This is a genomic window from Nocardia sp. CC201C (genome assembly GCF_030010695.1).
Classification (GTDB): domain Bacteria; phylum Actinomycetota; class Actinomycetes; order Mycobacteriales; family Mycobacteriaceae; genus Nocardia; species Nocardia otitidiscaviarum.
The window spans coordinates 18,443-42,745 of the sequence record NZ_JASCXP010000003.1 but is presented as its reverse complement, the minus strand read 5'-3'; the positions used below and the strand labels follow the sequence as shown (position 1 = coordinate 42,745).

Genomic DNA, 24,303 nt, shown 5'->3' with positions numbered 1-24,303 from the left:
CAGGCTCAACGAATTCGGGGTTCGACCAATATGATCGACACTCGCCAGGCACAACGCGCATTCGACGCCGGGGTGCTGTCACTGGGATTGAGCATCGACGGACAGGAGTCGACCCGCGATCTCGAGTACGCGAAACTGGCCTTCCAGCGCGCCACCGAGTGGGATCCGACCATGTGTGACGCGTGGCTGGGACGGGCCGCCGCGGGCGAGGTCACCAAGGACGTTCTGTACAACCTCCACAAGACCAGCACCACCACCCTGTACCGCGAGCAGCGCCGTCTCGGTCTGCCGGCGCGGGTGTTCGCCGGACGTTTTCTCCCCGGCCTCTATATCGACTACCCGCTCGCGAGCTTCACCGAGATCTGGCTCGCGTACGCGGCGCAGCTGATCTCGGAAAAGCAGTACGACGAGGCCGAACGCATTCTCGACGACCTGGAGAAGCACCGGCGCGAACGCACGTCGGACCCGGACCGCGAACTCGACAACCGGATTGCCGCCTATGTGCGGGCGGTGCTGCACTACAACACCCAGCGCTGGCCGGATGTGATGACCATTCTGGCCGGTTCGGCGGAGTGGGAGGACCCCTATATCGCCGCGGGCGCCCATGTGATGGTGGGCACCGCGTGCGCGCAGCTGGGCCTGTTCGGCGAGGCCGTGCAGCGCATGGAGAAGGCGGAGGCGGGGCCGATTCCGGCCGCCCGCACCGCCGCCATGTTCTGCCGCGGCCTGTGCCTGCGCGAGATGGGCAAGGCCGACGAGGCGCAGTCGCTGTTCGAGAAGGTGTACTCGCAGGCCCCGGACTTCGATGCCAACACCGCCGCCATGCGCGACCGGACCTACCGCATCACGGTGACCAACAAGGAGGTCATCGAGGCGCGCACCGACAAGTGGGATCCCGCCTCCGCGCCCTCGCTGGAGGAGAAGGAAAAGGCCGAGTTCGCCGACCGCGCCAAGAAGATCCTCGACGAGGCGCGGGCGGAGCTCGACAAGCAGATCGGCCTGGCCGCGGTGAAGACACAGGTGGCTAAGTTGCAGTCGAGTGCGCAGCTGGCCAAGATCCGTGCCGAGAAGGGGCTGTCGAGTTCGGCGCGCGGCCAGCACCTGGCCTTCACGGGCCCGCCCGGTACCGGTAAGACCACGATCGCCCGGGTGGTCGCCAAGATCTATTGCGGACTCGGCATTCTCAAGACCGACAAGGTGGTGGAGGCCAAGCGGTCCGATTTCGTGGGCCAGCATCTCGGCTCCACGGCCATCAAGTCCGAGGCGCTCATCGACAGCGCTTTGGACGGCGTGCTCTTCATCGACGAGGCGTACACGCTGATCCAGACCGGCCTCTCCGGCGGCGACGCCTTCGGCCGCGAAGCCGTGGACACGCTGCTGGCGCGCATGGAGAACGACCGCGACCGCCTGGTGGTGATCATCGCCGGATACGACGGCGAGATCGATCGCTTCCTGGCCGCCAACGACGGTCTGGCCTCTCGCTTCGCCAAGCGCCTGCAATTCCCGTCCTACACCGCGCCGGAACTGGGCCAGATCGGTCAGGTCATCGCGGGCAAGCGGGATTCGGAGCTGTCGGAGGGCGCGCTGGAGCTGCTGGTGCAGACCTGTCAGCGACTCTACGAGATGGAGAGCACCGATCAGAGCGGCCAGCCGCGTCGAGGCGTGGACCTGGCCGGTAACGGCCGGTTCATCCGCAACCTGATCGAGGCCGCGGAGGAGGAGCGGGAATTCCGGCTCGCCAACGACGATTCGCTCGACCTGAGCGCGGTCGACGAAACGGTGCTGATGCGGATCGAAGCTCCCGATATGAAGGCGGCGCTCACGACCGTTCTCACCTCGCTCGGCCTGGCGTCGGCCACGGCCTGATCGTCGGGGACAGGGTGGGCACAACGACAGACGCTGCCGGGGACGGAACTCGGCTGTACACAAGGCATTTCGGGGGTGGGCTGTGAACGGCTCGGTGAACGACCAAGCGAATGCGATGGAGCGCACCGCTCGCATCCCCCGCCCGGGGGGCGGACCGCCCCGGCATGAGCGGCGTGGAGCACCCCAGCATGAGCAATTCGGTGCGCCCCAGCACGAGCAGCGCGACCCGGCCCGACACGCGCAGGACCGTCCTCCGCGCCGGCCGGATCAGCCGCCGAGGCCGGATTCGCCCGCGCCGCAACGTGACTCCCGGTCCACCGGATCGGGCCGCCACCATCGCGCACCGGAACCTCAGCCCCCGCAGCTGCATTCGGACGAGATGTGGCTGTTCCGGAATCTGCCGCTGCGGCTGGTGATTCCCGTGGCGCTGCTCGCCGTGGCGGCATCCCTGATCGCCATCGCGTTCGACGCGCCGTGGTGGGGTACGGCCATCGCGACCGCCGTCCCCACCCTCATCGGCCTGGCACCGGTCGGCGGCACTCCGTTGGGGCTGCGGCTGGGCAGCTGGGTCGCCTACCGCTGGCGGCAGTCTCGCCGCCGCGCCGCCGAGGACGAGGAGGCGCTCACCGATCTGCCACTGCCCGAGGGCGGCAGCTACGGCATGCGCTGGGACGGCACGCTCGTCACCACGATGCTCCGCATCGACCCGCCGCCGGACACCCTCACCCGGCTCCGTCGTGGTTCGCTGAGCACCGATCAGGTGCTGCCGCTCACCGAGATCGCCGACTGCCTGCGGCAATACGATGTCGAGCTGGATTCCGCCGATGTGGTCAGCACCGGCACCCGCACCGCCGGCACCGACGCCGTGCTCTCCGGCTACGCCGCGAGCGTCGCGCATCTGGGCCGCATGTACGACGAGATCCTCGGCCCGCTGCCCGCCATCGCGCATCGCACCGTCTGGATCATGCTGCGGTTCAACCCATTGGCCAATGCCAAGGCGGTGCAGAACCGCGGCGGGGGTTCGGAGGGAGCGCTGCGCTCCGCCATCACCGCCACCCGCCGCGTCGCCAACCGCCTCGCCGCCCGCGGCATCACCGCGTCGGTGCTCACCAGTTCCGAGATGACCGCCGCCATCCGCGAGATCACCCGCGGCATTCCGGTGCACGAGTTCACCGAGACACCGAAATCGCTTGCGCACGATGGCATTCACCTGACCACCTACCGCATCGGCCGCGATCTGTTCACCTCCGACGGTCTCGCCAAGATCTGGGCGGTCCGCAGCCTCGCCACCACGGTGACCGTCCGCCTGCGCCCCGTCACCGACCCCACCGCCCGCCCCGGCACCAAGGCCACCACCATCGAGGTGGATGCCCGCGTCCGCTACGACACCCGCCACGAGCCCGAGGTCCCGCCGGTGGACGGCCTGCACGAACTCCCCCGCCGCCAACTGTGGGCGCTGGTGGACACGCTGGCCTTCGATTCCCAGAACGCCCGGGAGAAGGGCTACCGCGGTCCGGTCACGGCCCTGTCCGGCATCGCCATCCCCACCGCGGGCTGCGGCCAGCTCATCGGCGCCGACGCCTCCGGCAGCGGTGTCGCCGTCCCGCTGATCGGTTCCGGCTCCCGCCGCATCGACATCATCGCCAGCCTGCACCTGGCCCAGCAGACCATCCTCCGCGCCATCGCGCTCGGCGCGGGCGCGGTGGTGCACACCTCCCGCCCCGCCGCCTGGCAGGGCATGATCGCCAATGTGGCCGCCCCCCACGCCCTTTCCCTGGCGTCCTCGGTCACCCACAGCACCCGCCACCAGATCATGAGCCCCAACGCCCCCCACCCGGCGGCCACCGTCATCGTCTTCGACGGTGTCCCCGCCAGCACTCCCCCGGGCTCGGCCTCGGTGATCACCGTGCTCGACCGCATCCCCGAGCACTACCAGCCGAACGCGGACGTCACCATCGTCCAGCACCCGAACGAACCGCAGACGGTCACGGTGCACACCCCGGCGACCCGCACCACGGCACAACTGGTGACGACGCCGACGGAACAGCAGCTGATCGGGGCGATGCCCGTGCGGCGCTAGACCCCCGCGCGACCGTGTCCGATCAGAGCCCGAATCCGATCAGAGCCCGAATACGACGAAAACCACAGCGGTCCCGATGATCAGCAGCGCGCCGAGCAGGCAGAACAGCCACTCCGAACCGCTGCTGTAGCCCTCGATGGCCATCCGGTCGGGATCGGCCGGATCATAGTGCACCAGCACCTGCCGACCGGGCCGGAAATTGACGATCCACGTCTTGCCGATCGACGCCGCACGCTCCACAACCCGCCCATCGGCCGCCACCCACCGAACCACCGGATGGTAGAGCGTGCCATTGTTCGCCGAACTCGTCGCCAACCGCACCACTTCCCCATACGCCTTGGCCCCGTTCCGGCGCAACGCGCGGGTGCGCAGCACGAAGTTGACGCCGACGGCGAAGAACACCGATCCCAGTCCGAGCGGGATGAGGGCGAGCAACCAATCCTTGCTCATCCGGTCCCTTCTGTGGCCCGCCACCCCGCGCGGGGCAGCTTCCGGCATCATCCAGGTTGCCGCGGCAGTCTGTCGATAGCCGTTCGAGCCACGGATTCCGCTGTGGCGCAGATCTGTTCGTTCATGCCCGCACCACCGTGCACCCTTACGTTCACGACCTCGGAGTCCGCGCCATCCTGTCGGAATACGTACGTGCGGTCGCATATCGCATCCACGGTCGAGATCGGCGCGAGCAGCTGCCGCCCGTCCCCGAGCTCGATCACCGGGGCGTCATCCAGGTCAGCGCTGCGGCTGGTCGTGATCACGACGGATTCCGAGCCTTGCCATTCGCAGGAACGTGCCGAGGCCACGGACGGGGTATCGGGGACCGGACCGATGAGCGGGAGCAGGGAGGCTGGGTCGGCGAGGCCGCACGGATCGACCGATGCCAGCGAACCCGCGATGCTTGCCAGACGTGGAACCTCCTCGACCGCCAGTACCCGCAGCAGGATGTGCTCGAGCAGGTCGCAGGATTCGGTGCCGCCACTCACGGTCAAACCCCATGTCGTGCCGTCGGAGACTCTGGCCGAGCGTTCGCAGCCGTACCCGTCGGAATCGCCCACGATCGGCTGGCCTGCCGCGAAGGAACCCGCGGGGACCTCGACGTCAGTCCTCTCCGAGCGGTGCACTACGTCCCCTGCATTGAAGATCAGCTGGCGGTCGCCCAGACGAACCGCCGAATGACAGCCCCATTGGGAGAAGGGGACCAGTTGCCAGGCGGAAACCTCAGCGGGCACGTTCTGGGCGAGACCGGCTGGAACCGACGCTCCCAACGCCTCTTTCAACCACGAGCAGGTATCCGCCTCGCGTACCTGGGGCAACGTCAACTCTCTGGCCGCCAGCCGTGGTGCGGCGTCACTCGCCCGCACCCATGCCACGGTGGCGGTTACCCCCATCGCGACGGCCAGCACCACCGCGACGGCGATTGCCGCCCCGACGCGTCCCCTCCGCCTACGCGTCGGGTATGGCTGCTCGCGGCGGTCGCGCACCCGGCGGACGCCAGGCAATACGGAGGTGGCATCGGGGTCGGCCGCCAAGGCGGCCAATTCCGTACGCTGCCGCTCGATTTCGTGGTGGACCGGTGCCGGCCACGGCAGCCCGTGCTGTACCGGCTGGCCCAGGTAGTCCAGGATCTGTGCCGGTGTCGGACGTGCGGCCGGGTCCTTGCGCAGACAAGGTTCGATGAGATCGCGAAGTTCCGACGGCAGCGCCTCCAGGTTGGGTTGGGTGTGGGCGATGTTGAACAGCGTGTACGCCAAGGAAGCGGCCTCGAAGGGACTGGATCCGGTCGCCGCCGCCATCAGCACCGAACCAAGCGAGAACACGTCACTGGCGGGTGTAAGACGTTGTGCCAGTGTCTGTTCCGGTGACATGTACGCGGGAGAACCGAGCACCGAACCGGTCTCGGTGAGTCCACCCGGATTCTCGCTCATGGACGCGATGCCGAAATCGATGACGCGGGGACCGTCGTCGGCGAGCAATACGTTCGCGGGCTTGAGATCCCGATGAACGAGACCAGCCTGGTGGATGGCATGCAATGCCGCCGCCAATCCGACGGTCAGCCTGCGTACCGCCTGCGGGGGCAGCGGCCCGTACTGGGATACGGCCTTGTCCAGGGGCATTCCGATGACGAATACCGAGGCCAGCCACGGTATGCCCGAATCGATGTCGAAGTCGATCACCGGCGCGGTGAAGGCACCCGACACCCTGGTGGTGGCGGCGACCTCTCGGCGGAAACGGGCGCGGTACTCCGCCTCGTCGAGCAGATGCGGATGTACCTGCTTGATCGCGACCAGCCGTCCGTCGGCTCCGACGCCGAGCAGCACCCGGCCCATACCACCGGCGCCGAGTTCGCCGAGGATCCGATACCGACCGACATGCTGAGGGTCATCGGCCTGGAGCGGCTGGATCTTCATGTCGTCAGCCGGGGAAGCACCGTGGAGAACAGGCGCGCAGCCCGATCGCAGGTATCGGGAGCCGAATGCCAGCTGCCGATGGTGATTTTCACTATCTCGGCCCTATCGTCGCGAGTGGGTCGAGCCAGATAGGTCAGCTCACATTTCGCGGTACCGTGCGCTGCCTGAATGTCATCGACATAGACCGTTTCACCGTCGATCTGCCTCGGTTCGGTGCTGCGGCTGCCGCTGGAACGATCGGGCCGGGCGCCCTCGGTCAGCTCGAGCGACACGTAGTAGTCGTCGCCGGACCAGTAGCAATTGGTCGGAGCGCTGCGCTGCCGAACGGAGTTCCCGGTCAGCTCCGTGACCTTGGGCCGATCGACCAGATCGCAGGGATCGAGTGTCCGAATAGTCCCCGCGGGCAGGGCAAGTCGTGGCGGATTGACCGCCAGCCGGGTCACCACTGCTTGTATTCCGCGTTCGGCCGCCGGACATCCGTCGGTCCCGCTGCCGGACTCCCGCGCGGTGAATCTGACCGCGACACTCGGCCGTCCCTGCGACATGACCCACCGGTCACACGATGCGCCCTGGTCGAGCAGACCGTAGATCGGCATCCAGCCGGCCACTGCTCCGGTGGGCCGCATTCGATTTCGGCTCGTCGCGATGCCGACGCCGATCGACACGTCGAAGGTTCGTTCGGTTCCGACGGAGTCGGTGAACTCGGCGCGGCATTGGCCTGCGGAGTTGGTCGAGGGATCACCCGTACGGGCTCCGAATTCATCCCGCAGCGAGCCCTCCAGCAGCGCGCAGGGGTCGATGCTTCGCCACTGCTCGCCGGTGAGCGTCACCGCGAGATCGCTGGCGGGCGCCGCGTGCCCCGGCTGCTCGGCCCACCGATGTCCGGCATAGGCGGTGGCGATGAACAGCAGCAGCGCACCGAGCGCCGCACCGGCGAAGCGAACGGTGCGCCGCCGCCGCTCCTTCAAACCGGCCAGCTGGGATTCGTATCTAGCATGTTTGGCGGTGGTCTCGACCCACCAGTCCGAGTCGGAACGGTGCTCCGAGATGGCGTCCTGGACCGCCCCGGACCACACGGGCTCGGCCGCGATCGAACCGGCGGCTTCCAACAACTGTTCCGGTGTCGGACGCTGCCCGGGATCCTTCGACAGACAGCGCTCCACGATGGCGCGCAGCGGCTCGGGCACCCGAGATGTCTCGGGCGGGGTGTGTATGACGTTGTAGAGAACCTGAGGGGTCGCGGTACCGGCGAAGGGTCCCGCGCCGGTGGCGGCCATGACCAGAATGGCTCCCACCGAGAAGACGTCGGCGGCGGGTGTCAACGGCTGCCCCTGTGCCTGTTCCGGTGACATGTACGCGGGCGAGCCGATGACGGACCCGGTCGCGGTGAGCTCCGCGTCGCCCTCCATCGCTCGGGCGATACCGAAGTCGATCACGCGTGGCCCGTCCGCGGCCAAGAGCACATTCGCGGGTTTGAGGTCTCGGTGCACCAGCCCCGCCCGGTGTATCTCGATCAACGCCGAGGCCAAACCCGCTGCCAGCAAACGCAATCCGCCCAGGGACATCGGGCCGGTTGCTTCGATCACCGTCTTCAGGGACGGACCGGGGATGTATTCGGTCGCCAGCCACGGGGTAGCCGATTCGGTGTCACTGTCCACCACAGCGGCGGTGTACGCACCGGTCACCCGCCGGCTCGCCGCCACCTCCCGACGAAACCGTTCCCGGAACTCGGCGTTCTTCGAGAGGTGACGGTGCACTTGCTTGACCGCCACCAGCCGCCCGGACACGGACTGGCCGAGGAGCACCCGGCCCATGCCGCCCTGGCCGATCACGGCCACGATTCGATTTCGCCCGAGCTGGCGCGGGTCGTTGGAACCCAGCCCCTTCATACGTCTACCTCCGTGCCCCCGCGGTATCGAGGCCGTCTTGTGATGGCCCTCATTCGCCGTCTTTCAGCAGGGCGTATTGGGCGGCTGCCAACTGCCGGACATCGGACTCCCGATCGCTGAAAACCTCGGCTACGACATTTCGATGCGGGATGACGCAGCGAAAGCGGCGCGCCTGCGCCTCCGTCGGATTCGGCACGCTGGCCTGGAAACAGTTGATCTCGTCCGTACCCGAAACGCCGTCCATCCGTACGTATTCCGAAACGGTCGGCGTCTCCGACAGGTAGCCCGCGAAGTTCACGGCGGCCCCGGGATCTGTCAGGGCGTACAGATACTTGTTGTCCGACACCGCGATCGACGTAACCCCCCGTTGCTCGAACTCGCGCACCAGGTCGGCGGGATCCTGACTGGAAAGCACGGCATAAGTGCGCAGACCGTAAACCGCGAAATCGCGCGCGTCCGGGAGATTGTCACCGGTGCCGACCAGTCGGGTCAGCAGTCCGTCGTGATCCATCGGCAGGGCCTCGAGCCCGTCGGGTGCTCCGGCCGCGTACCCTTCCAACCGCCGTGCCTGTTCGCGATAGGTCTTGGTCAACAGAGCGGTGAGTTGGTCGAGTCGAGGTTCCTGAAGCTGGGCGATGACATGGACGACAACCGATCCGACCGCCATCCAACTGCCGACATTGGCGTATGAGGGAATCCAGTGCGTCAGTGCCGCGGGGTAGTCAGGCAGGGACACCGGGGTATTGGAGGCGTTCAGTCCGAAATCGGCGGCGGCCATGGCTCCTGCGGCCGCGCCGGCCGACTGTTCGTCCGGAAACGCCATGAGGGTGACGCTCACCAGCGGCTGCTTCGAATGCTCACCGAGATAGGGCGAGTCCGCCGCCTCCGCGGTGAAGCCCGCGTACGGATTGAACGGCTGGGCCGCTACCACCTGGTGCATCTGGATTCCCGACCACGCCCCACGCTCTCCGAGGGTCACCGCGGCGTAGCGCTGCACCGCGACTTCAGGCGCGATCTCACTGCCGAACACGATGTGCTCGCCCAATCGCAGTGACTCCACGAGCATTCCGCGCGCCCGGTCCGGGCGGACGTCGAAATCGCCTTCGGGAGGTTGCGCGGAGTACGTTCCGAAATCGGTCGTCGAAATCGTTCCCGGCGGCGCATCCGCGGTGCCCCCGCATCCGGCGACAACGCCGGACAATGCGGCGATGACACCGGTCGCCGCCGCACGGTGAATCCGGAATCGCACGATCCCCCCCATTTCGATCCGCTACCTTCGCGGACGCTGTCCAGACGTACTTTCGAATTGCGCGGTCAGCCGCTTGCCGACACGGAATCGTGACTGACCAGGGCGTCCTGTTTGCTCAGGGTGGGTCCGGGCACGAGTTGGCCGATGATGGCCCACGGTGCGAGATTCGGAGTATTGCCGAGGCCGAGTACGGACGCGGTATCGAGATCGGGCACACCGTAGCGGATCCCGTTGTCCGCGACGTAGAACAGGCTGTCCCGCCGCTGGCTGCCCGGCTCGACTCCGGTGACCCGCACGAATTCCCCTGTGGTCGGCGGGATATAGACACTGTCGATGCGATCGCCGGTGCCATCGGACGTCGCCAGAGTCACGGGCTTCGCGGAATCCGAGAGCGGCAGCCGCGTCCCCGAGAGCAGCGTGACAGTCGCGCGGTCGGCAGGGCCTTCGGTCGCATCGGCTTGCAGCAGCCCGGCGCCGCCCGACTTCGACCACGTGATGCAGGCCACCGGATGGTCCTCGGCCGCGATCACGGTCGGAGTGTCCTCGGGGAAGTCGTCGACCGGGAGCGTGTGCACCGTATTGATTCCGCTGAGCAGGTCCGGCGGTATCGACGGGATATCGCTCATACCGCGAGAATCGGTATTCCGGATCACCTGGGCGGTGAATTCGGAAACGCGCTGCACACCGTCCTGGAGCACGACGTACAGGTCGGATGCGTCGGCATCGCTGAGTCCGGTCACTCGGATGACGCCACCGATCGGAATATCGGCGAGCCGTCCGGGGCCGGGCTCACCGCCGCGCTCGATCACCGGCGGCGTCAAGGACGGAACCTCGGTCGCCGCACCGAGCAGGCCCGCGGTAATCGGCCGCGGCTGTTGATCGGCCAACCGCAGCGATCGCTGCATAACCGCATTCGCCGTATCGATTTCGGCGCGTTTGCCGTCGTAGATCAGGTACGTCTTGTCGCCCGCACGCACCAGCAGCGCATCATTGTCGGCGACATTGTTCATCCGGTCGCTGAGCTCCAACTTCCCGGCGATCGCGGTGGTCGTCGCACCCTGCGAGGCGGCAGCCCCACCGGACGCGGACAGCTGAACCGTATCGCACAGCGTCCACTGCGACCGGTCACCTTGACCGGAACCAGGCAGCGCCGCGGGCGCGCCGGGTATCCCGAGCAGCGGCCCACGTGGCAGCGAATTGAGCTTGTTGTCCTTGACCGACGTGGGAGACTCGTTGCTTCCCATAATCAGTCGCGCCGAGGCCAGATTCAGCACCGGATGCAAAGTCTTGGCATTCTCGTCGTTCTCATCCGGCACGACGACATACAACGCGCCACTTTCCTTGCCCATCACGATATTCGCGTCCCCGATCGACCCCTGCGGCCGAATGAACGACATGATCACCGCACCGGCGACAACCAACAATGCCAGCACCGCACCGACCACCAGGGAACGGAACTGCGCCCGCATCGGATCATGCAACATCCGCACGTCGCGACGGATCAGGGCATGATCGAGCCGACGAAGAAGAAAACGGTACCCGTTGACTTGGGCACGGGTGGTCAACTGTGCTGGCACGAATCCTCCATCAGGCCAACGAGCAGGGCGGCCAGGTCCTCGGGGCAACGATAGTAGGCCCGCGTCGGGACACAGCGACATGGCACCCCTCCGAAGAGGGGTGCCATGTGTGAGCGCTCAACTCGATTCAGATCGCGCCGAAGCCGTCCGCGATCCTGGCGTCGGCACCGAAGGCATTGCCCATCGCGGTCTCGAGCGCGACAGCGATGTTGTTCAGGACACTCAGGGTGTCGGCGAACTCGGCGTCCCACGCGTTCTTCACCGGCTCATAACCGGAGGTGTACGCCGCATTGATGTTGCCCTTGTCGTCCGACCATGCCATCCGAAGCTTCTCGGACGCGGCCTGCATGTCGTCGACACCAGCCTGCGACAGCTGACCGTAAAGCCGGTGCAGCTCGTTGTACATGTTGGTGATAGTCGCTTTGTCGTATACGGTGATATCCGACACTTTCGCTCCTTCTGCTTACTTATGTGGTTGCGGAGAACTCGGTTCTCACGCCAAATTCGTCAGACCGCCGGTAACCGCTGCAAAACCTTCTTCGTTTTCCAGCTCCATGTTGTTGTACTGGGTCTGGCCTTCACCAACCTGCGCCTCGAGCCGCATCAGCACGCCCTTCAGACGAAGGCCCTCCTGATCCCACCTGTCCGCGGCCTTCTCGTATTCCATTGCTGCTGCGCCCTTGAAACCGGACCGACCTTCCTGCACCAGGTCCTGCACGGCGGCGAGAATCGTCTGGATCCGGTCGACAACCGTAGCAACCTCGTCCTTCGCGTTCTGGACTGCTACCGCATCTGTTGCAACCATCGTATGTACCTCAATCTCTGTGTATTCCGAGGAACGCCAGGTGATGTGGCACCACATCACCCATCTCTGCATGGGTCAACTGTCTGTTCACATCTGGATTACGACAGCCACCTCCCCCCAGGCAGCCAGTCGAACAGACCCGAAATCGCTTGCGCGATCCGGTGATCGGTGCCTGGTGTCAGCGTGGACCAGATCTGCTGGTCCGGGGCGACCCCGGGGGCGGACACGATGCGGCCACGCGCGGTGTCGTACACCACGGCCGCTCCCGGCGATCGGTCTGTCACGCCGTCGGCGTGGGCATAGGCCACCACCTCGGCGTAAGCCATGCAGGATGCGAGTGCGAGACCATAAGCCGTGGCTTCGGTCTCCTCCAGGCCGTAGCTGTAAACAGCACCCGCGTAATCCTCCGATGTCGTTGCGGCATCGAAGCGTTCAAGTAGTTCGGTGGAGGGCGCGCTGAGGTTGACCACGTCCGCGGGCGGGCATTCGCCGAGCGCGTCGATGATCGGGCGCGCCAGTGATTCGGCGGAGCCGTCGGACCACAGCGTTCGGAGTTCGAGGCTGTCCCCGCGGCGCACGGCCATGGCCTGGCTCGCACCACGCCGCGCCACGCACACTCGCGTCTGCCCCTCGTCGGAGAAGACGCGCATGGCCAGCTCCCGTTCGGGCTGGGCGAGTACGAACATGGCCTCGGCCGTGTCGGATTCGACATCGCCGCGACCGTCGATCACCCGACCGGAGATCAGTTCGGCCCGAGCCCGCTCTTGCGCGAGCGCCCATTCGCGATGTGATTCCTGTTGCGGCCCAACGGAAAGCACGAGCGGCAGGGTCTGCACATTGAGGTGAGCGGCGAGTGCGAGCACACCGTCATTGGTGAGAGTCGTCATGACGACGCCTCCTCACTTCTGCCCGACTCGGTGGGCTTGGCGCTCTCCGCGCCCGAGCTGCCCGCGTTGAACGCGATATCCGGAACCGCCCGCTGCGCATTCGGATCCAGGCCGCCGAGCACCGCCGGGGCGACCTGCACCCCGGCGTTCAGACCGAGGTCGGTGTCGCCGGCCGGCATGCCCGCCAGATCCGAACGCGTGGTGTGCTCCTCCTCGGACTGCCCGGCGCCGGCCGCCATGGCGGCGGGAGCCAGCGGCATGGCCGTGCTGTGCTGGATCGTCGAGACCGGCTGCACCTGCGTCCGTTCGGTCTGCGTAACCGTGACCGGGGTGGTGGCGCGACCACGGTAATCGGTCTTCACGGGCGCGATGCTGATCGGCGCGATGGGGTAGCCCGGGACTGCACCCGGCGACTGCGGCATCGACTGTCCAGCCTCCGTCGCTCCGGATTCCGTACCGCCCGCGGCCACTTCCGGTACCACGACCGGCGGCGCTTCGTGCTCCCACGGGGTCGCCAGCGTCTCGGTGGCCGCCTCGTAGGTGCGCATGACCCGCGCCGCAACGGCTTTCGCCGCGTCGGCGTCGCCTTCAACCTGTGAGATCTTGGCGAGCATCGGCGCTCCGAGCGCGGTACCGACCTGTTCCATCAGCTTCTGTAGGTCGCGCAGCGCTTCCGTCTCCTGCGCGTCGGGCATGGCCAGGCGCGCGATCTCGTAAGCGACAGCATGTGATTCGGCCTGCGTGGCATTGCCTGCGGCCGCCGCGGCCGAGGATGTCAGCCAGTCCCGCAGCAGGCGGAATCGCTCGATGGCCGGTCCGCTGTTGCTGGATTCCCAGGCCGTGCCGAGTGTGGTGAGGATCCGGTCGTACTCGACCGCCGCCGCCGCGAAGCTCGCGCCCAACCGCGCCCACGCGAGCCCGGCCTCGGCCGCGGGCACCGCGCCCGCACCCGTCACCAGGTCTCGGGCCAGCTGCTCCGGCGGCCTGGCTTCCCAAACCGTCCCGGTGAAGCCGGGGTTCTGTGGTTCCAGCATCGGCGGCGGTTCCGATCAGACCGCGAAGCCGAGCGCGCTCTGGCTCTCGACCTGTCCGAAGTTGGTGGTCTGCGCGCGCAGCGCGGTGGCGAGCCGGCGCAGCTCGCTCACGCCGTTGTCGGCGCTCTGCTGGAACGACGCGGCGACCGCGTTGAGGGTCTGCGTCGCACGCACCGAGACCTCGTCGGAACCGGCGGAAACCAGAGTGAGCTTGGGCTGTTCGTCCCGCACACCCCCGGCGAGGCGGTCCGCGAGGGCGTCGAGCTGGGCGGCGGCGAGCAGAGCTGATTCGGGATCGAAACGAAGGCCGGCGAATTCGGTGGTAGCCATGGTGGTTTCTCCTGTTGCCCTTGGCGTTTCAGAGGGTTAGCGCTTTGTCCGGCGGCTCTTCGATCGGGGCCACGCCACCGATCACGGGGGTGGACACGCCTTCGACGACGCCGACCACTTCGTCGCCGTTCACGCCGGTGACGAGGTTGGAGCGGTCGTTCGAAGCGGTCTCGTCGGCGGCACCGGCACGATTCGCCGCACCCGCGCCGCCGCCCATGCCGGACATCATCGGCGAGGTCGACATGCGGCCGGTCTGTGTCGTGGTGCCCGTGGAGGTGCGAGCCGGAGCGCCGGATCCGGTCGGCTCCCCGAACGATGTCCTGGTCAACGGGGTATTGCTGGGCGAGGTCGGGCTCATGGGCACGCCGCCGCCACCGATGATGGAGCCGCCGGGAGTCGAATCGTCGCCGTCGATCTTGCCGCTCGGGTCATCGCCCAGCCCATCCGTGGTGGGACTGTCGGTGGTCTTGGACGGGTTGGTCGGCGTGGTCGTCGGCGTCAGCCCGCTGAGCAGCTGCTGACCGGTATCGGTCGCCTTGCTGATCACCTGCGCACCGCTGCTGACCACCTCGCCGCCCTTCTCGGCGACCTTGGTCGCGAGTTGCGCGGCGGGCTGCGCCAGCGGCTGCACCGACTGCGCGACCATGTTCGCCAATTGCACCGCATCGGCGACGGTGGGCGCGCCGGTGACCGGAATCTTCATTCCCGCACCGACGATCTGAGCGGTCTTGACACTCAGCTCGCCACGGGTCTTGGCGGCGATGATGGTCGCCTCGCCGACGACCTGGGACGCCAGGCCGAGCAGCACCGGGAAACCCGGCGGTGTCACGAAGAACGGCGCACCGGCGATCACCTCGGCGACGAATTTCGCGATGACACCGCTGAGTTCCGCGTATCCCTGGGCGACGACCCGCTCGGCGTCGAGCAGGATCGCCTTCTGCTGAAAGCCCTGTGCCTGCACCCGCCCGGTATCGTCGACGACGCTCAGGCTCTTCTGCTTGGCCTTGACCGCCGCCTCGCTCTGCCACCCGGCCGAGACCTGGTTCAGCGCCTGCATGGTCGTATCGTTCGCGCTGCCCAGCGCATTCGTGACCAGCGAGAATAGATCGGTGGGATCGAATCCGCCGCCGCCCAGACTGCCGCTGCCGAATCCCGACAGCAGCTCCACCACAGGTTGGATCAGCACCGTCGGATCAATGGACGGCAGGGTGATCTCCGGCATGGCAGGCAATTGTGGAAGCTGCGGCAGCTGGGGAATACCCAGATCGCGCAGCACATCGGCGACCGGACGATCCAGCATCGAACCCACGGGGCTGGTACGCAGTACGTCCAGCACCGTCGGGTTCAGCGTGGCGTCACTCACAGCGAGTTGACTGCGAAGCTGATCGCCGACGCGAGTTCGGTGCTCTCGTACAGCGCGACGCCCGAGTACGCGGCGGCCGCGGTCTGTCCGTGCACGGCGGCGATCTCGGCCGTCGACAGCAGATAGTTGGCCTGCGCCTGCGCGAAGGCGATGAGGAAGTCCTGACCGATCAGCCCGAACACCGGTACCGCCGATGCCAGTGCCGCCGCCGAATCGGCTGCGGCAGCACCGGCGACCTGCGCCGCCGTCGCGGCCTCGGTGCTACCGAAAGCTGTGATCTCCGCGAACTCGGCCTTCACCAGGTCGCCCATTGTGTTCCCTCCCTGACGATCGATCTTGGGTGAAGAGTACTGGCACGAAAATGGTTGCGCCAGTTGGTTAACAATTTCAAAAGGTCCGCTTAACCTGGCGGCTAACCAGCGAACTCCTCGTTGAAGCGAGTCATAAGCTCTGCCCGCTTCGTGAACGCGTTCCGCGCCGCCGCATTCGCGGTGTCGACAACAGCGCGCTCGAACTCGTCGGGCGACATCCGCGCAATCTCGCCGGAAAACTCCAGATCCCGCAGTGCGCCATTGCCGTCGACCTCGACGGTCACCGCACCGTTCTCGGACGTCTCTCGCCCGCGCACGGCGGCGAGCTCGTCCCCGAACTCCTGGAACCGATACATCTGCTGGCGAACGCGCGTCTCCAGCTCATCCCACGACCCGACCACGTACCCCTCCCCTACACGGTCCCGAGCCAGCTCTGTGGCTCGGTCTCGTACTCCTGTTCCTCGACCAGTTCCAGACGTGCGACGTCGGCCTCGGTGGGGAGTCCGGAACGCTGCAGCGTCTCTGCGCTCACGCCCGCCTCCTCCAACTGCTTGCGGCGCTCGACACCCGCGCGAGCCGCGCTGCGCTGACACAGCCGCAAGACCTCGGCCGCGAGTTGTGACGGATCACGATGCAATTCGGAAGGATTGACACGAATGGCCACGGGCAGGCCCTGCTCAGTGGTTCGCACCTTGATCGAGCCGCTGAACGTGGCCGCGGAGAACGTCAGAACCGTCCGTTCTGCCGCGCTGGGCTCATCGCCGCCCATACTGGTACTCCCTCCCGCGTATCCCAGTGTGTATACCTACCATACGACAAGCAGGCCGCACCACATGGCTCTGGCGTGAACGGTCAGGTTGACATGAACAGTCAGCCATCTGCTGTTCAGATCGACGGGCACCACATGAGATACACTGCCGCCAAATCGCGACGTGGACTTGCTCCATCTAAAGAGGGGGATAATGGCATGACGTTCGAGGCATTCGGCCCGATGCGCCCTTTGGATTTCGCCGAACCATCACAGATTCAGACGCCTGACACTTGCAATACGTAATGCGAGGGCTAGATTTACAGGGAAACCTCATCATGTCGCAGGCCTAGGTCACGGCTTAGCTCCCGTGCACTCTGCGCGCATTAAGGTCTCGAGTAGCAGGGCTCTTTTGCACCGCCGACGAAATAACTAGGAAACGCGATTGAAATGAACATACGCTATGTTAATTACGGTTCCGATGATGAGCAAGAAGAAGAACCCTCGGTTCAGTCGGCAGAGATCAGAACCACTGAGACTGAGCACGCAGCAGGCTCTCCGTGGATCAAAATGCATCTTGATTCCGGGCTTCTGCCAATTCGGCTCGAGTTTAGTAGTAGCTGGGCTTTCGAGATCTCATCACATGAAGTAGATCGAGAGCTAATGAAGGCATACGAAGGCGCGGTTCTAAACATACTGATTCGCACTTTCAAAGCACATGGCGGTCGGCCGAACCGGCCACTCGCTCATGCGAATCGTATTCCCACTTTGCGAGAGCAGATCTGCCTTCTATTGCAGACGGAAACATGGGAACAGTACCAACAGACCGCAAAGTCTTTGCGAACATTTGGAAAATATACTGCACACGGACCCACAATGATCCAGGACGAACCGGTCTTCTCGATGACAGCCGATCGAATGCAGGTAAAATCATTTCGAACATGGCCGATATGGCAGGGCAGTCTCGACTCATTATCCCTTGAACGAGAGGTGCTCGCATGCACACAACAAATCCGACAATTACGTCCAAAAGTAGATCCGAACAGCAACTTCTCGCGGTACTCCGACCGACACCTCGATGAGATGCACCAACAGCATCGAATTCGCCTATCGAGATATTGATCACCCAAGGCTGCACCCAGAATCTTACCACCGCGCACCGAGAACCTCGCGACACAAACAGCCCTATTCGAAGCTAGCCAATCTATGAAGGATTTGACACTATGACCGAAAAGGTTTACATCGACGCCCTCAAGAGGTTGAAAGACACCGCCCCCGAGTGGGAGGATGCCGCGAGATTCCTCGGATCTGCAGGCAAGCTGATTGAGCAGGTCAGCATCAACGAGAACGATGCAGGCCCCTTCTTTAGCAAGGTATATACGCAATACATGAAGCCTGGGTCAGAAGAGCCGAGCTTGCCCGCTTTCGTTGATGGGATACTTAGGGATGGAGCAAAACACTGCCTTCAGATCGCAGCAACGTTGCGTCAAGCCCACGATGACTACACTGGAGTCGAAGAACTCGGATCGCGGACATTTACCAATCTCAATAATTAGAAAATTTCATAACACCGCCCGTCAAGAATGATGTGATTCATGAGTGAAGATGAACCAGCAACCGTAGGTAGCAATATTCAGGCGTCCATCACCGCCATCGATGGAAAGCAGCCCGAGTTTGACAGCCTTTCAACGAAAGTGGAAGACTCCTACAATTCTGCAATAAAATGGGCTTCAGCAGGTGCTGCAGCAGGCGGAACGCTATTACTCGGACCATTCGGTGGCCTAATTTCGGGGGCAGTCGCGTACGACTACCTGGAAACCGATCGTGACAGAATCGTCAAGCTAATAAAATTAGCTCTTGATGGCGATCCCGAGAAGGGCATACCAGGACTGGTTTCCTTTATGAACTGGTACAATTTCCCGGTCAAACTTATAGAAATTGGGGACACCTGGCGCAGCATTGCGGGCGAGGTAGTAAAAGGGTACAACGAGAGCAACGATCAAACAAAACTTTCCGCCCACTGGCAGAGTCCGGGTGCACGCGAGTACGGTGATGCTCGTGAACGTCAACACGCAGGGTTTGTCGCGGTGGAAAAGGTGTGCATCGACATAGCCGAACAGCTTGAGCAGATTGCTCGGGATGTCAGGAACTACTACACTGAGCTGTCTGAGAATGTACTTGAGCTTGTGGAAGCAGTTACAGTGACGATAGCCAGCTGCAATCCTGCTACACTTATCGCCAGCACCGATTCATTTGTTAATGGCATCGCAGGTATACAGCAATCAATAAACAGCGCCATTCAGTCAATAAAGACTGCCTCGGAATCTGTCCAGATCTCATTGAACATCATGAATCAAACGACGGTACAACGTGGCCTTCCGTCACAACAGTGGCCGACTGCTGATACTGACCGATACGACGACGCCTCTGGGTGGTCGATAATCGCCTTGGATGGAGGCTACAGATGAGGAAAACGATCCTACTCGCCGGCGTTGCTCTCCTTGGTGTGACAGCATGCGGTGACCGAGTCGAGTTGAGCACTAGACACAACTCCGAAGCTCATGCGTCAGCATATACTGTCGGCGACCTCTGTCAGGGATTTCTAGAGTTTATACAGAATGAACTCCAGGTGATGGATGCCACATGGAGCCCCCCTGAAGGCCACCAAGAAGACTCATCAATTGGATTCTCCGGAATCTGTAAGATTGGTACAACGAATTACGGTGCATCAGTAGCCAACCTCCAGGCTTGGAATCCACAGCTGAAAACTGTAAGAGAACCCGACAGTGAAGGATACCAACGCCAGGAAGGTTATGATGATTCTCATGTGTGGATTAGCGATGATAACGAATTCTACGTCCAGGTTGACGAATGGATAATGGACCTCTATTTCCGCAAGAACGGACCGATAGAGACAGCAAGTGGCGACCTCATCTTCGACGAGAACACGAAGGGCAAAATAGTTCAGTATCTGGATCGTACTGCCCGAGACATTGGCGCCCGTCGTAAGTGACAAGGTGGAGGACTACACAAACCGGTAGCACTGTCACCCAGAAGCTTGTGAACCCAGCTGTCATACTAGGTAGCTGGGTCAGGTTCTATTCGCAATCTGAATAGTCCTTTGTGCGGGAGAGCCTAAGCCCTCTCATCCTTAATCGTTTGTACGATATCCGCTACGCGAATATTGATGATCGCCTTCAGTCTGGCCGCGTCGCTCGTCATCGCCGTCCACGGCGCGGAGTGCCCGATGACATAGCGACCATCGTCCGATAGGTCCCGAAATTCGATGCGGTGCGCGTTGATTCCACGTGGACCGAATTTCGACTCGCCTTGGCTGATCTCGATAATGCCGATCCGATCGTGGCGAGCGCGAAGAAATGCGCGGACGTGCTCCTCGGCATCATCACCCGGCGCAGCTACCGGCGATATCCCGAAGGAGTGGTCGTGGTTCTCGACTGCCGCCGACAGTGGAATATCGCCCCGCCCGCCAGGTTTCGCCTCGGGCAATGCTGCGACCACGGCGTCCGCCAGCGCCAGGGCATGACACTCGATGATCGTGAACCCACCGCTGTGCCTCGGGGTCTCACCGGGCAGTTGCGCGACGAGACAACCACGGTCGCCTCGACGTCCGGCCAAGAGTCGGATCCAGCCGTCCGCTCGCTCCGGAGCCTGCGCGTCCCAACTCTGTACCGCCACCCGAATGTCAGGGTGCGCCAGTGACTCGAACACACGGACCAGCGCAGCGTCCACTTCGTCTCGCACCCGGAGCGACGTCTCGTATCTCTCGCGTTGAAAGTCGTCATACAGTGGCGTACGGCTGGTGAAAGTGAAGGGGTGTGGGAGGAAATCTCCGGTCAGTTTCTCCCACAGCACAACGAATTCCAGATCCCCGAAGTGCCAACTGCGGTTCACGTGTCGGCGACCGGCTTCACTGCGGTCGGCAGTTCACCGAGAGCTTCGGCGAGATGTGAGCGGTCTTCGAGGAAACTCGCTCGCTTGTATTCCTTCTCCTGGCTTTGCCCCGCACCAGCGGCACCGGCCGCGCCCATCGGCATCATGCCGGGTGCGGCGTAGGGCGAATTCGATGATGGTGTGCCCGCGGTTCTCGCTGTCGAGACTTCTTCCGCGATATTCGCTCGGGGATAGAGGTTCGAGGTGGGAGTGTCCGAGAGCGTGGTTTGCGGGGTGGCCGATGGACCACCACCGCTACCGGTGGGCACGGCGGATTCCGGTGTGCCGTTCGCGGGATCGTCCTGGGCGAGTTGTGGTTCCTCGAGTTGGTCTTCCTCGTCGGATCGGTCGTCGAGTTGCTGAATCTGTTCCTGCACGGACTGGATCGCCTGTTGCACTGTTTGCGCCACCTGCTGTGCTACCTGCCCAGCCATTTGCAGAGCTCCCTGTGCCAGTTGCGTCAACTGCTGGGCGGGGTCTTCGGTCGACGGAGCCGGTGTATCCGTAGCCGGGCTGGGCTCGGGAGCCTGGTCCTCCGGCTGCTGTGGGTCCTGTGGGTCGACTTCGGTGGTCGGCGCGGTGGGGGTCTGCTGTGCGGGACTGCCGCCGTCGGTGACCGGAGACGTGTCGGCTCCGGTCGGGCTCTGCGGCACCGTGGCGGGGTTCACGGGGTTGGTCGGCGGATGTAGTTTCGGGGTCGCCGTGTTGTAGTCCGCGATTCCCGCCACGTATGTCCGGCGGTAATTCTCGCGAAACTCGTTGGTGCGATCCGGGACGGCTTCGGCGGGGACAGCCAGTCCTTGTTGACCGGACGACGTCGAATAGGCGGGATTGCGTTGCTCAGTCGGCATGCTGTTCTTGCAGGCTTGCAGCCAACCGGAGATGCGGCCGAGCCCCTCGCCGATCGTCTTGATGCTCGCGACGAACGCGACGAGATTGTCGGCGTACGAACTGGCCGCCGATCTCGCGGTGTCCCCGGAACCGCCCGCCCATTTGTCGTTCGAACCGACAATCTTGGTGCTGAGCTCCGGAACCGCACCGCTCAGCTCGGTGGCGATGAATCCCCAGACCGACCCGATATAGGCGACAGCCGGGGCGTCGATGCTCTCGCGCAGTTGGTAGAGGTCCTCCCAGGACTTCGACTCGGGGTTCTCGGCGCTGATCGCATTCGCGCCGGACGGTGACGTCGCGGCCGGTTCCTTGGGCTCGAAAGCGGGGGCCTCGCCCCCGCCGCCCAGTGCCGGGTGCGGTGTGGTGAAGCTGCCGCCGAGTGGGCGCTGAATGCTCTCGAATGCCCTGACGGATTCGTCCTCCGCACCGGCGAAAGCCTTACCTGCCGCCTTGTACGTTGCGACCAGGTCATCGAGCGTCGTGATATGAGTCTCGAAGTAGGCAGCGAGGTCGGCACCGGCACTGGAGTACGCCCGTGCGAGATGGGTTCCGGACTCGAAGAGTTCGGGCGGACCCGCGAATGCCGCCAGCGTACTCACCTGGTCGGCGAAAGTTCGCAGCGCGAGCAGCTGACCGAGCACGCCATTGCAGGCATTGACCATATCCGCGACGACACTCGCGTCGAAGAGAAGCTGACCCCCGCCGTTTTCGGCCTGCGACTTCAGACCGCCGAACCGAGTTCCACCATCAGTCATTGATCCGGTTCCCCATCACCCGCGAACGCCCCCGGTGTGTCGCCATGGGTCCGACCGTATCACGGTGTATTCCGGTCGGCTCGCCGTCGATACCGCGCCTACTGCTCCCCCGTCATCTCGCGGATGAGAGCGGAAACATGCTCGTCGGACGCACGGAACTGCCGGACCACGCGGATGGGAATGATGCCGTCCTCAGGTAACGCACGACGCAACAGATCACCCCTCCGTTTCATCGCGACACTGAGGATATGCGAGGCGTTAGCCAGTGCTTCCGCACTCGTCGCGCCAGTGCTCGCCGATGGCCGCTCTCGGTGCGCGGCTTCGGCGGCTTTCAGCGCGGCGCGCGCCTTGTCGACGGCTGTGACAGCCGCTTCGATCTCGGCGGCGGGAATCGGACAGCGCCACTCCGGTATCGGCGTGACCAACGGGTCGAGGGCCTCGCGGGCCCGCTGCTTGGGACGGCACCACGCGGTGACGCAGTCGCCGTGGATGCGTTCGAGGAGCCGGGCGACCGCCGCACTGTTGCGTGTGTTCACAGGCAGGGGGCCGGGATCGACGCGGCACTCGTAGATGGGGTAGAGCGTTTCGGCCACCTGGTATGTACGGCTCTCCACGTGCTCGAACTTCGCGGTGTTCATCGCGACCCTTCTCCGCCTACCGGGGCATGGGTGAGTTTCGATGATGGGGACGGTGCAGACCCGTTGTCACACGTCGCGCGCTCGGCCTGAACTCGCGAGATGATCGCGGCGGCAGTCCATTTCGTGGCATTCGTGTGGCCGCTGCGGTGAGACGGCCGTGCAATACAGACGAATCCGACATGCAGGATCGCGAGCAGGCTGTACATCACCAGCAGAACCTGTAGTGCAGCAAGAGACATGATCACTCCTCGGGTAGTCATCGAGAGGCGAGAACAGTTGCGCGACAGCTGATCCAGTTGTCTGGACCGCTTCAGCTCACACCCGTGGGATTCAGATCGCAACGTTCCAAGAGAAAAGTTTCAGAAAATCTGCGCGCGGTTTCCGTGGAGCCGTCATCCTGGTTTCTACTGAAACCGCACCGTGGAGGTCATCGCATGGCCGCACCGTCGACACTCCCACGCATACTTCTCGGTCTCGAACTCAAGGCTCTACGCGAGGGCACCGACATCCGGATGGATGAGGCCGCGATCGCGAGCGGCATGAGCAAGCCGACTCTCTGGCGGATCGAGACCGGTCAGGATGTTCGGCTCAACCACGTGCTGATCGAGAAGCTCTGCCAGGTGTACGACGCCACACCCAAACAGACCGAGGCGGTGCTCGAACTGGTCAGGGAGGCTGCCGGAGACAAGGGCTGGTGGCACGAGTTCAGCGATGCCATACCGAAGGACTTCAACCTGTTCTTCAGTCTGGAGAACGCGGCCAGCAGGCTCATCTCCTACCAGACCACCTTCGTACCCGGTCTGCTGCACACTCTCGAGTATCGGCGCGCCATCAGTTGGATCGAGTTCCCCGACAAACCGCCGCGCGAGACCGAGCGGATGCTTCAGGCGGGGATGATGCGCCAGGAACGTCTGACCAGTTCCGCCAATCCGCTCGAATTGACGGCTCTGATAGACGAGACCGTACTGCGTCGCGTGACCGGCAGCGCGGCTGTGATGACCGCCCAACTCCAGCATCTCGCGGACATGGCAGCACTGCCCAACGTGTCGATTCGCGTGGTTCCGTCATCGGCGGGAACCTATCGTGGCCTGGTCGCCGGAACCTTCGTACTATTCGAGTTCCCCCGGCATCCCAAGGACGACTTGTCCCGTCCCCCAATCGTTTACGTGCAGGGCTTTGCGGGGAGCCTCTACCTGAAGACACCGGACAAGGTCGCCGAGTATCGTGCGGTGTGTACCGATATCGAGCGGCTGGCACTGGATGAGGACGACAGTCGTCAGGTCATCCGCGAGATCGCAGAGGAGTTCGCGATATGAAAGGCGACCTAGCGGGCGCTCGGTGGTTCAAGAGCAGACATAGCACTGCCTCGCAGGATTGCGTGGAAGTCGCCCTCTTGGATAGCGATCAAGTTGCCGTTCGTGATTCGAAGCACCCCTCCGGACCTACACTGCGGTTCAGCGACGCAGCGTGGGCCGCGTTCACCGCCGCGTTGGCGGGCAGCGAATTCGACCTGTCGTAGAGGGA

24 protein-coding genes are annotated in these 24,303 nt (G+C 64.2%); 7 read left to right on the top strand and 17 right to left on the bottom strand.

The window, feature by feature from the left end:
- The first annotated feature begins 30 nt into the window (after nt 1-30).
- Nucleotides 31-1,866 carry a type VII secretion AAA-ATPase EccA gene (eccA, locus tag QK444_RS00845; protein WP_282776060.1) on the top strand — a complete coding sequence of 612 codons (1,836 nt, stop codon included), beginning with the start codon at nt 31-33 and terminating at the stop codon, nt 1,864-1,866.
- Nucleotides 1,867-2,245: 379 nt separating this feature from the next.
- Nucleotides 2,246-3,946, top strand: a complete 1,701-nt coding sequence (gene eccE, locus QK444_RS00840; RefSeq protein WP_282776059.1) for a type VII secretion protein EccE — start codon at nt 2,246-2,248, stop codon at nt 3,944-3,946.
- Between the two features lie 39 nt (nt 3,947-3,985).
- Here eccE and QK444_RS00835 read toward each other — a convergent pair whose 3' ends face one another.
- The 14 genes from QK444_RS00835 to QK444_RS00770 form a co-directional block, all read right to left on the bottom strand.
- A complete protein-coding gene (locus QK444_RS00835) occupies nt 3,986-4,396 on the bottom strand; it encodes a DUF3592 domain-containing protein (protein WP_282776058.1) in 411 nt (136 codons plus the stop codon).
- Between the two features lie 47 nt (nt 4,397-4,443).
- Nucleotides 4,444-6,351 carry a serine/threonine-protein kinase gene (locus tag QK444_RS00830; RefSeq protein ID WP_282776057.1) on the bottom strand — a complete coding sequence of 636 codons (1,908 nt, stop codon included), beginning with the start codon at nt 6,349-6,351 and terminating at the stop codon, nt 4,444-4,446.
- Nucleotides 6,348-8,240: a serine/threonine-protein kinase gene (locus QK444_RS00825; RefSeq protein ID WP_282776056.1), complete on the bottom strand. Its 1,893-nt coding sequence runs from the start codon at nt 8,238-8,240 to the stop codon at nt 6,348-6,350. The genes QK444_RS00830 and QK444_RS00825 overlap by 4 nt, the downstream gene beginning before the upstream one ends.
- Before the next feature lie 49 nt (nt 8,241-8,289).
- Complete coding sequence (locus QK444_RS00820; RefSeq protein WP_282776054.1) at nt 8,290-9,501, bottom strand: hypothetical protein; 1,212 nt, start codon at nt 9,499-9,501, stop codon at nt 8,290-8,292.
- A gap of 53 nt (nt 9,502-9,554) precedes the next feature.
- Nucleotides 9,555-11,066 carry a type VII secretion protein EccB gene (gene eccB / locus QK444_RS00815; protein WP_282776053.1) on the bottom strand — a complete coding sequence of 504 codons (1,512 nt, stop codon included), beginning with the start codon at nt 11,064-11,066 and terminating at the stop codon, nt 9,555-9,557.
- A 127-nt stretch (nt 11,067-11,193) separates the two neighbouring features.
- Nucleotides 11,194-11,514, bottom strand: coding sequence for a hypothetical protein (locus tag QK444_RS00810; protein ID WP_282776052.1), 321 nt, complete (start codon nt 11,512-11,514; stop codon nt 11,194-11,196).
- A gap of 45 nt (nt 11,515-11,559) precedes the next feature.
- Complete coding sequence (locus QK444_RS00805) at nt 11,560-11,871, bottom strand: WXG100 family type VII secretion target (protein ID WP_282776050.1); 312 nt, start codon at nt 11,869-11,871, stop codon at nt 11,560-11,562.
- Nucleotides 11,872-11,969: 98 nt separating this feature from the next.
- Nucleotides 11,970-12,758, bottom strand: a complete 789-nt coding sequence (locus tag QK444_RS00800; RefSeq protein WP_282776049.1) for an ESX secretion-associated protein EspG — start codon at nt 12,756-12,758, stop codon at nt 11,970-11,972.
- Nucleotides 12,755-13,792 carry a PPE domain-containing protein gene (locus QK444_RS00795; RefSeq protein WP_282776048.1) on the bottom strand — a complete coding sequence of 346 codons (1,038 nt, stop codon included), beginning with the start codon at nt 13,790-13,792 and terminating at the stop codon, nt 12,755-12,757. The genes QK444_RS00800 and QK444_RS00795 overlap by 4 nt, the downstream gene beginning before the upstream one ends.
- Nucleotides 13,793-13,807: 15 nt before the next feature.
- The gene (locus tag QK444_RS00790) at nt 13,808-14,122 is read right to left on the bottom strand and encodes a PE family protein (RefSeq protein ID WP_029923697.1); all 315 of its coding nucleotides are present in this window, start codon (nt 14,120-14,122) and stop codon (nt 13,808-13,810) included.
- Between the two features lie 28 nt (nt 14,123-14,150).
- Nucleotides 14,151-15,485: a hypothetical protein gene (locus tag QK444_RS00785; protein ID WP_282776046.1), complete on the bottom strand. Its 1,335-nt coding sequence runs from the start codon at nt 15,483-15,485 to the stop codon at nt 14,151-14,153.
- Nucleotides 15,482-15,796 carry a hypothetical protein gene (locus QK444_RS00780; RefSeq protein WP_029923695.1) on the bottom strand — a complete coding sequence of 105 codons (315 nt, stop codon included), beginning with the start codon at nt 15,794-15,796 and terminating at the stop codon, nt 15,482-15,484. Before QK444_RS00780 ends, QK444_RS00785 begins: the two co-directional genes overlap by 4 nt.
- 101 nt (nt 15,797-15,897) lie before the next feature.
- Nucleotides 15,898-16,197: a YbaB/EbfC family nucleoid-associated protein gene (locus tag QK444_RS00775; RefSeq protein WP_195119904.1), complete on the bottom strand. Its 300-nt coding sequence runs from the start codon at nt 16,195-16,197 to the stop codon at nt 15,898-15,900.
- An 11-nt stretch (nt 16,198-16,208) separates the two neighbouring features.
- On the bottom strand, nt 16,209-16,565 hold the full coding sequence (locus QK444_RS00770; protein WP_282776041.1) for a hypothetical protein: 357 nt from the start codon (nt 16,563-16,565) through the stop codon (nt 16,209-16,211).
- Between the two features lie 1,202 nt (nt 16,566-17,767).
- Between QK444_RS00770 and QK444_RS00765 the strand changes: the two genes are divergently transcribed.
- From QK444_RS00765 to QK444_RS00755, 3 genes are read left to right on the top strand one after another with little or no spacing between them, the layout of a single operon-like run.
- Nucleotides 17,768-18,100: a hypothetical protein gene (locus QK444_RS00765; RefSeq protein ID WP_282776039.1), complete on the top strand. Its 333-nt coding sequence runs from the start codon at nt 17,768-17,770 to the stop codon at nt 18,098-18,100.
- Nucleotides 18,101-18,139: 39 nt separating this feature from the next.
- Nucleotides 18,140-19,012, top strand: coding sequence for a hypothetical protein (locus tag QK444_RS00760; RefSeq protein ID WP_282776037.1), 873 nt, complete (start codon nt 18,140-18,142; stop codon nt 19,010-19,012).
- Nucleotides 19,009-19,557: a hypothetical protein gene (locus QK444_RS00755; RefSeq protein WP_282776035.1), complete on the top strand. Its 549-nt coding sequence runs from the start codon at nt 19,009-19,011 to the stop codon at nt 19,555-19,557. The genes QK444_RS00760 and QK444_RS00755 overlap by 4 nt, the downstream gene beginning before the upstream one ends.
- 122 nt (nt 19,558-19,679) lie before the next feature.
- On the opposite strand, the gene QK444_RS00750 is transcribed toward QK444_RS00755, so the two are convergent.
- From QK444_RS00750 to QK444_RS00740, 3 genes are all read right to left on the bottom strand, one after another.
- On the bottom strand, nt 19,680-20,456 hold the full coding sequence (locus QK444_RS00750) for an ESX secretion-associated protein EspG (protein WP_282776033.1): 777 nt from the start codon (nt 20,454-20,456) through the stop codon (nt 19,680-19,682).
- A complete protein-coding gene (locus tag QK444_RS00745; protein WP_282776031.1) occupies nt 20,453-22,141 on the bottom strand; it encodes a hypothetical protein in 1,689 nt (562 codons plus the stop codon). The genes QK444_RS00750 and QK444_RS00745 overlap by 4 nt, the downstream gene beginning before the upstream one ends.
- A 98-nt stretch (nt 22,142-22,239) precedes the next feature.
- Nucleotides 22,240-22,779 carry a hypothetical protein gene (locus tag QK444_RS00740; RefSeq protein WP_282776029.1) on the bottom strand — a complete coding sequence of 180 codons (540 nt, stop codon included), beginning with the start codon at nt 22,777-22,779 and terminating at the stop codon, nt 22,240-22,242.
- Nucleotides 22,780-23,213: 434 nt separating this feature from the next.
- Between QK444_RS00740 and QK444_RS00735 the strand changes: the two genes are divergently transcribed.
- Nucleotides 23,214-24,095: a helix-turn-helix transcriptional regulator gene (locus tag QK444_RS00735; RefSeq protein ID WP_282776027.1), complete on the top strand. Its 882-nt coding sequence runs from the start codon at nt 23,214-23,216 to the stop codon at nt 24,093-24,095.
- On the top strand, nt 24,092-24,298 hold the full coding sequence (locus tag QK444_RS00730; RefSeq protein ID WP_282776026.1) for a DUF397 domain-containing protein: 207 nt from the start codon (nt 24,092-24,094) through the stop codon (nt 24,296-24,298). The genes QK444_RS00735 and QK444_RS00730 overlap by 4 nt, the downstream gene beginning before the upstream one ends.
- Nucleotides 24,299-24,303: the final 5 nt, after the last annotated feature.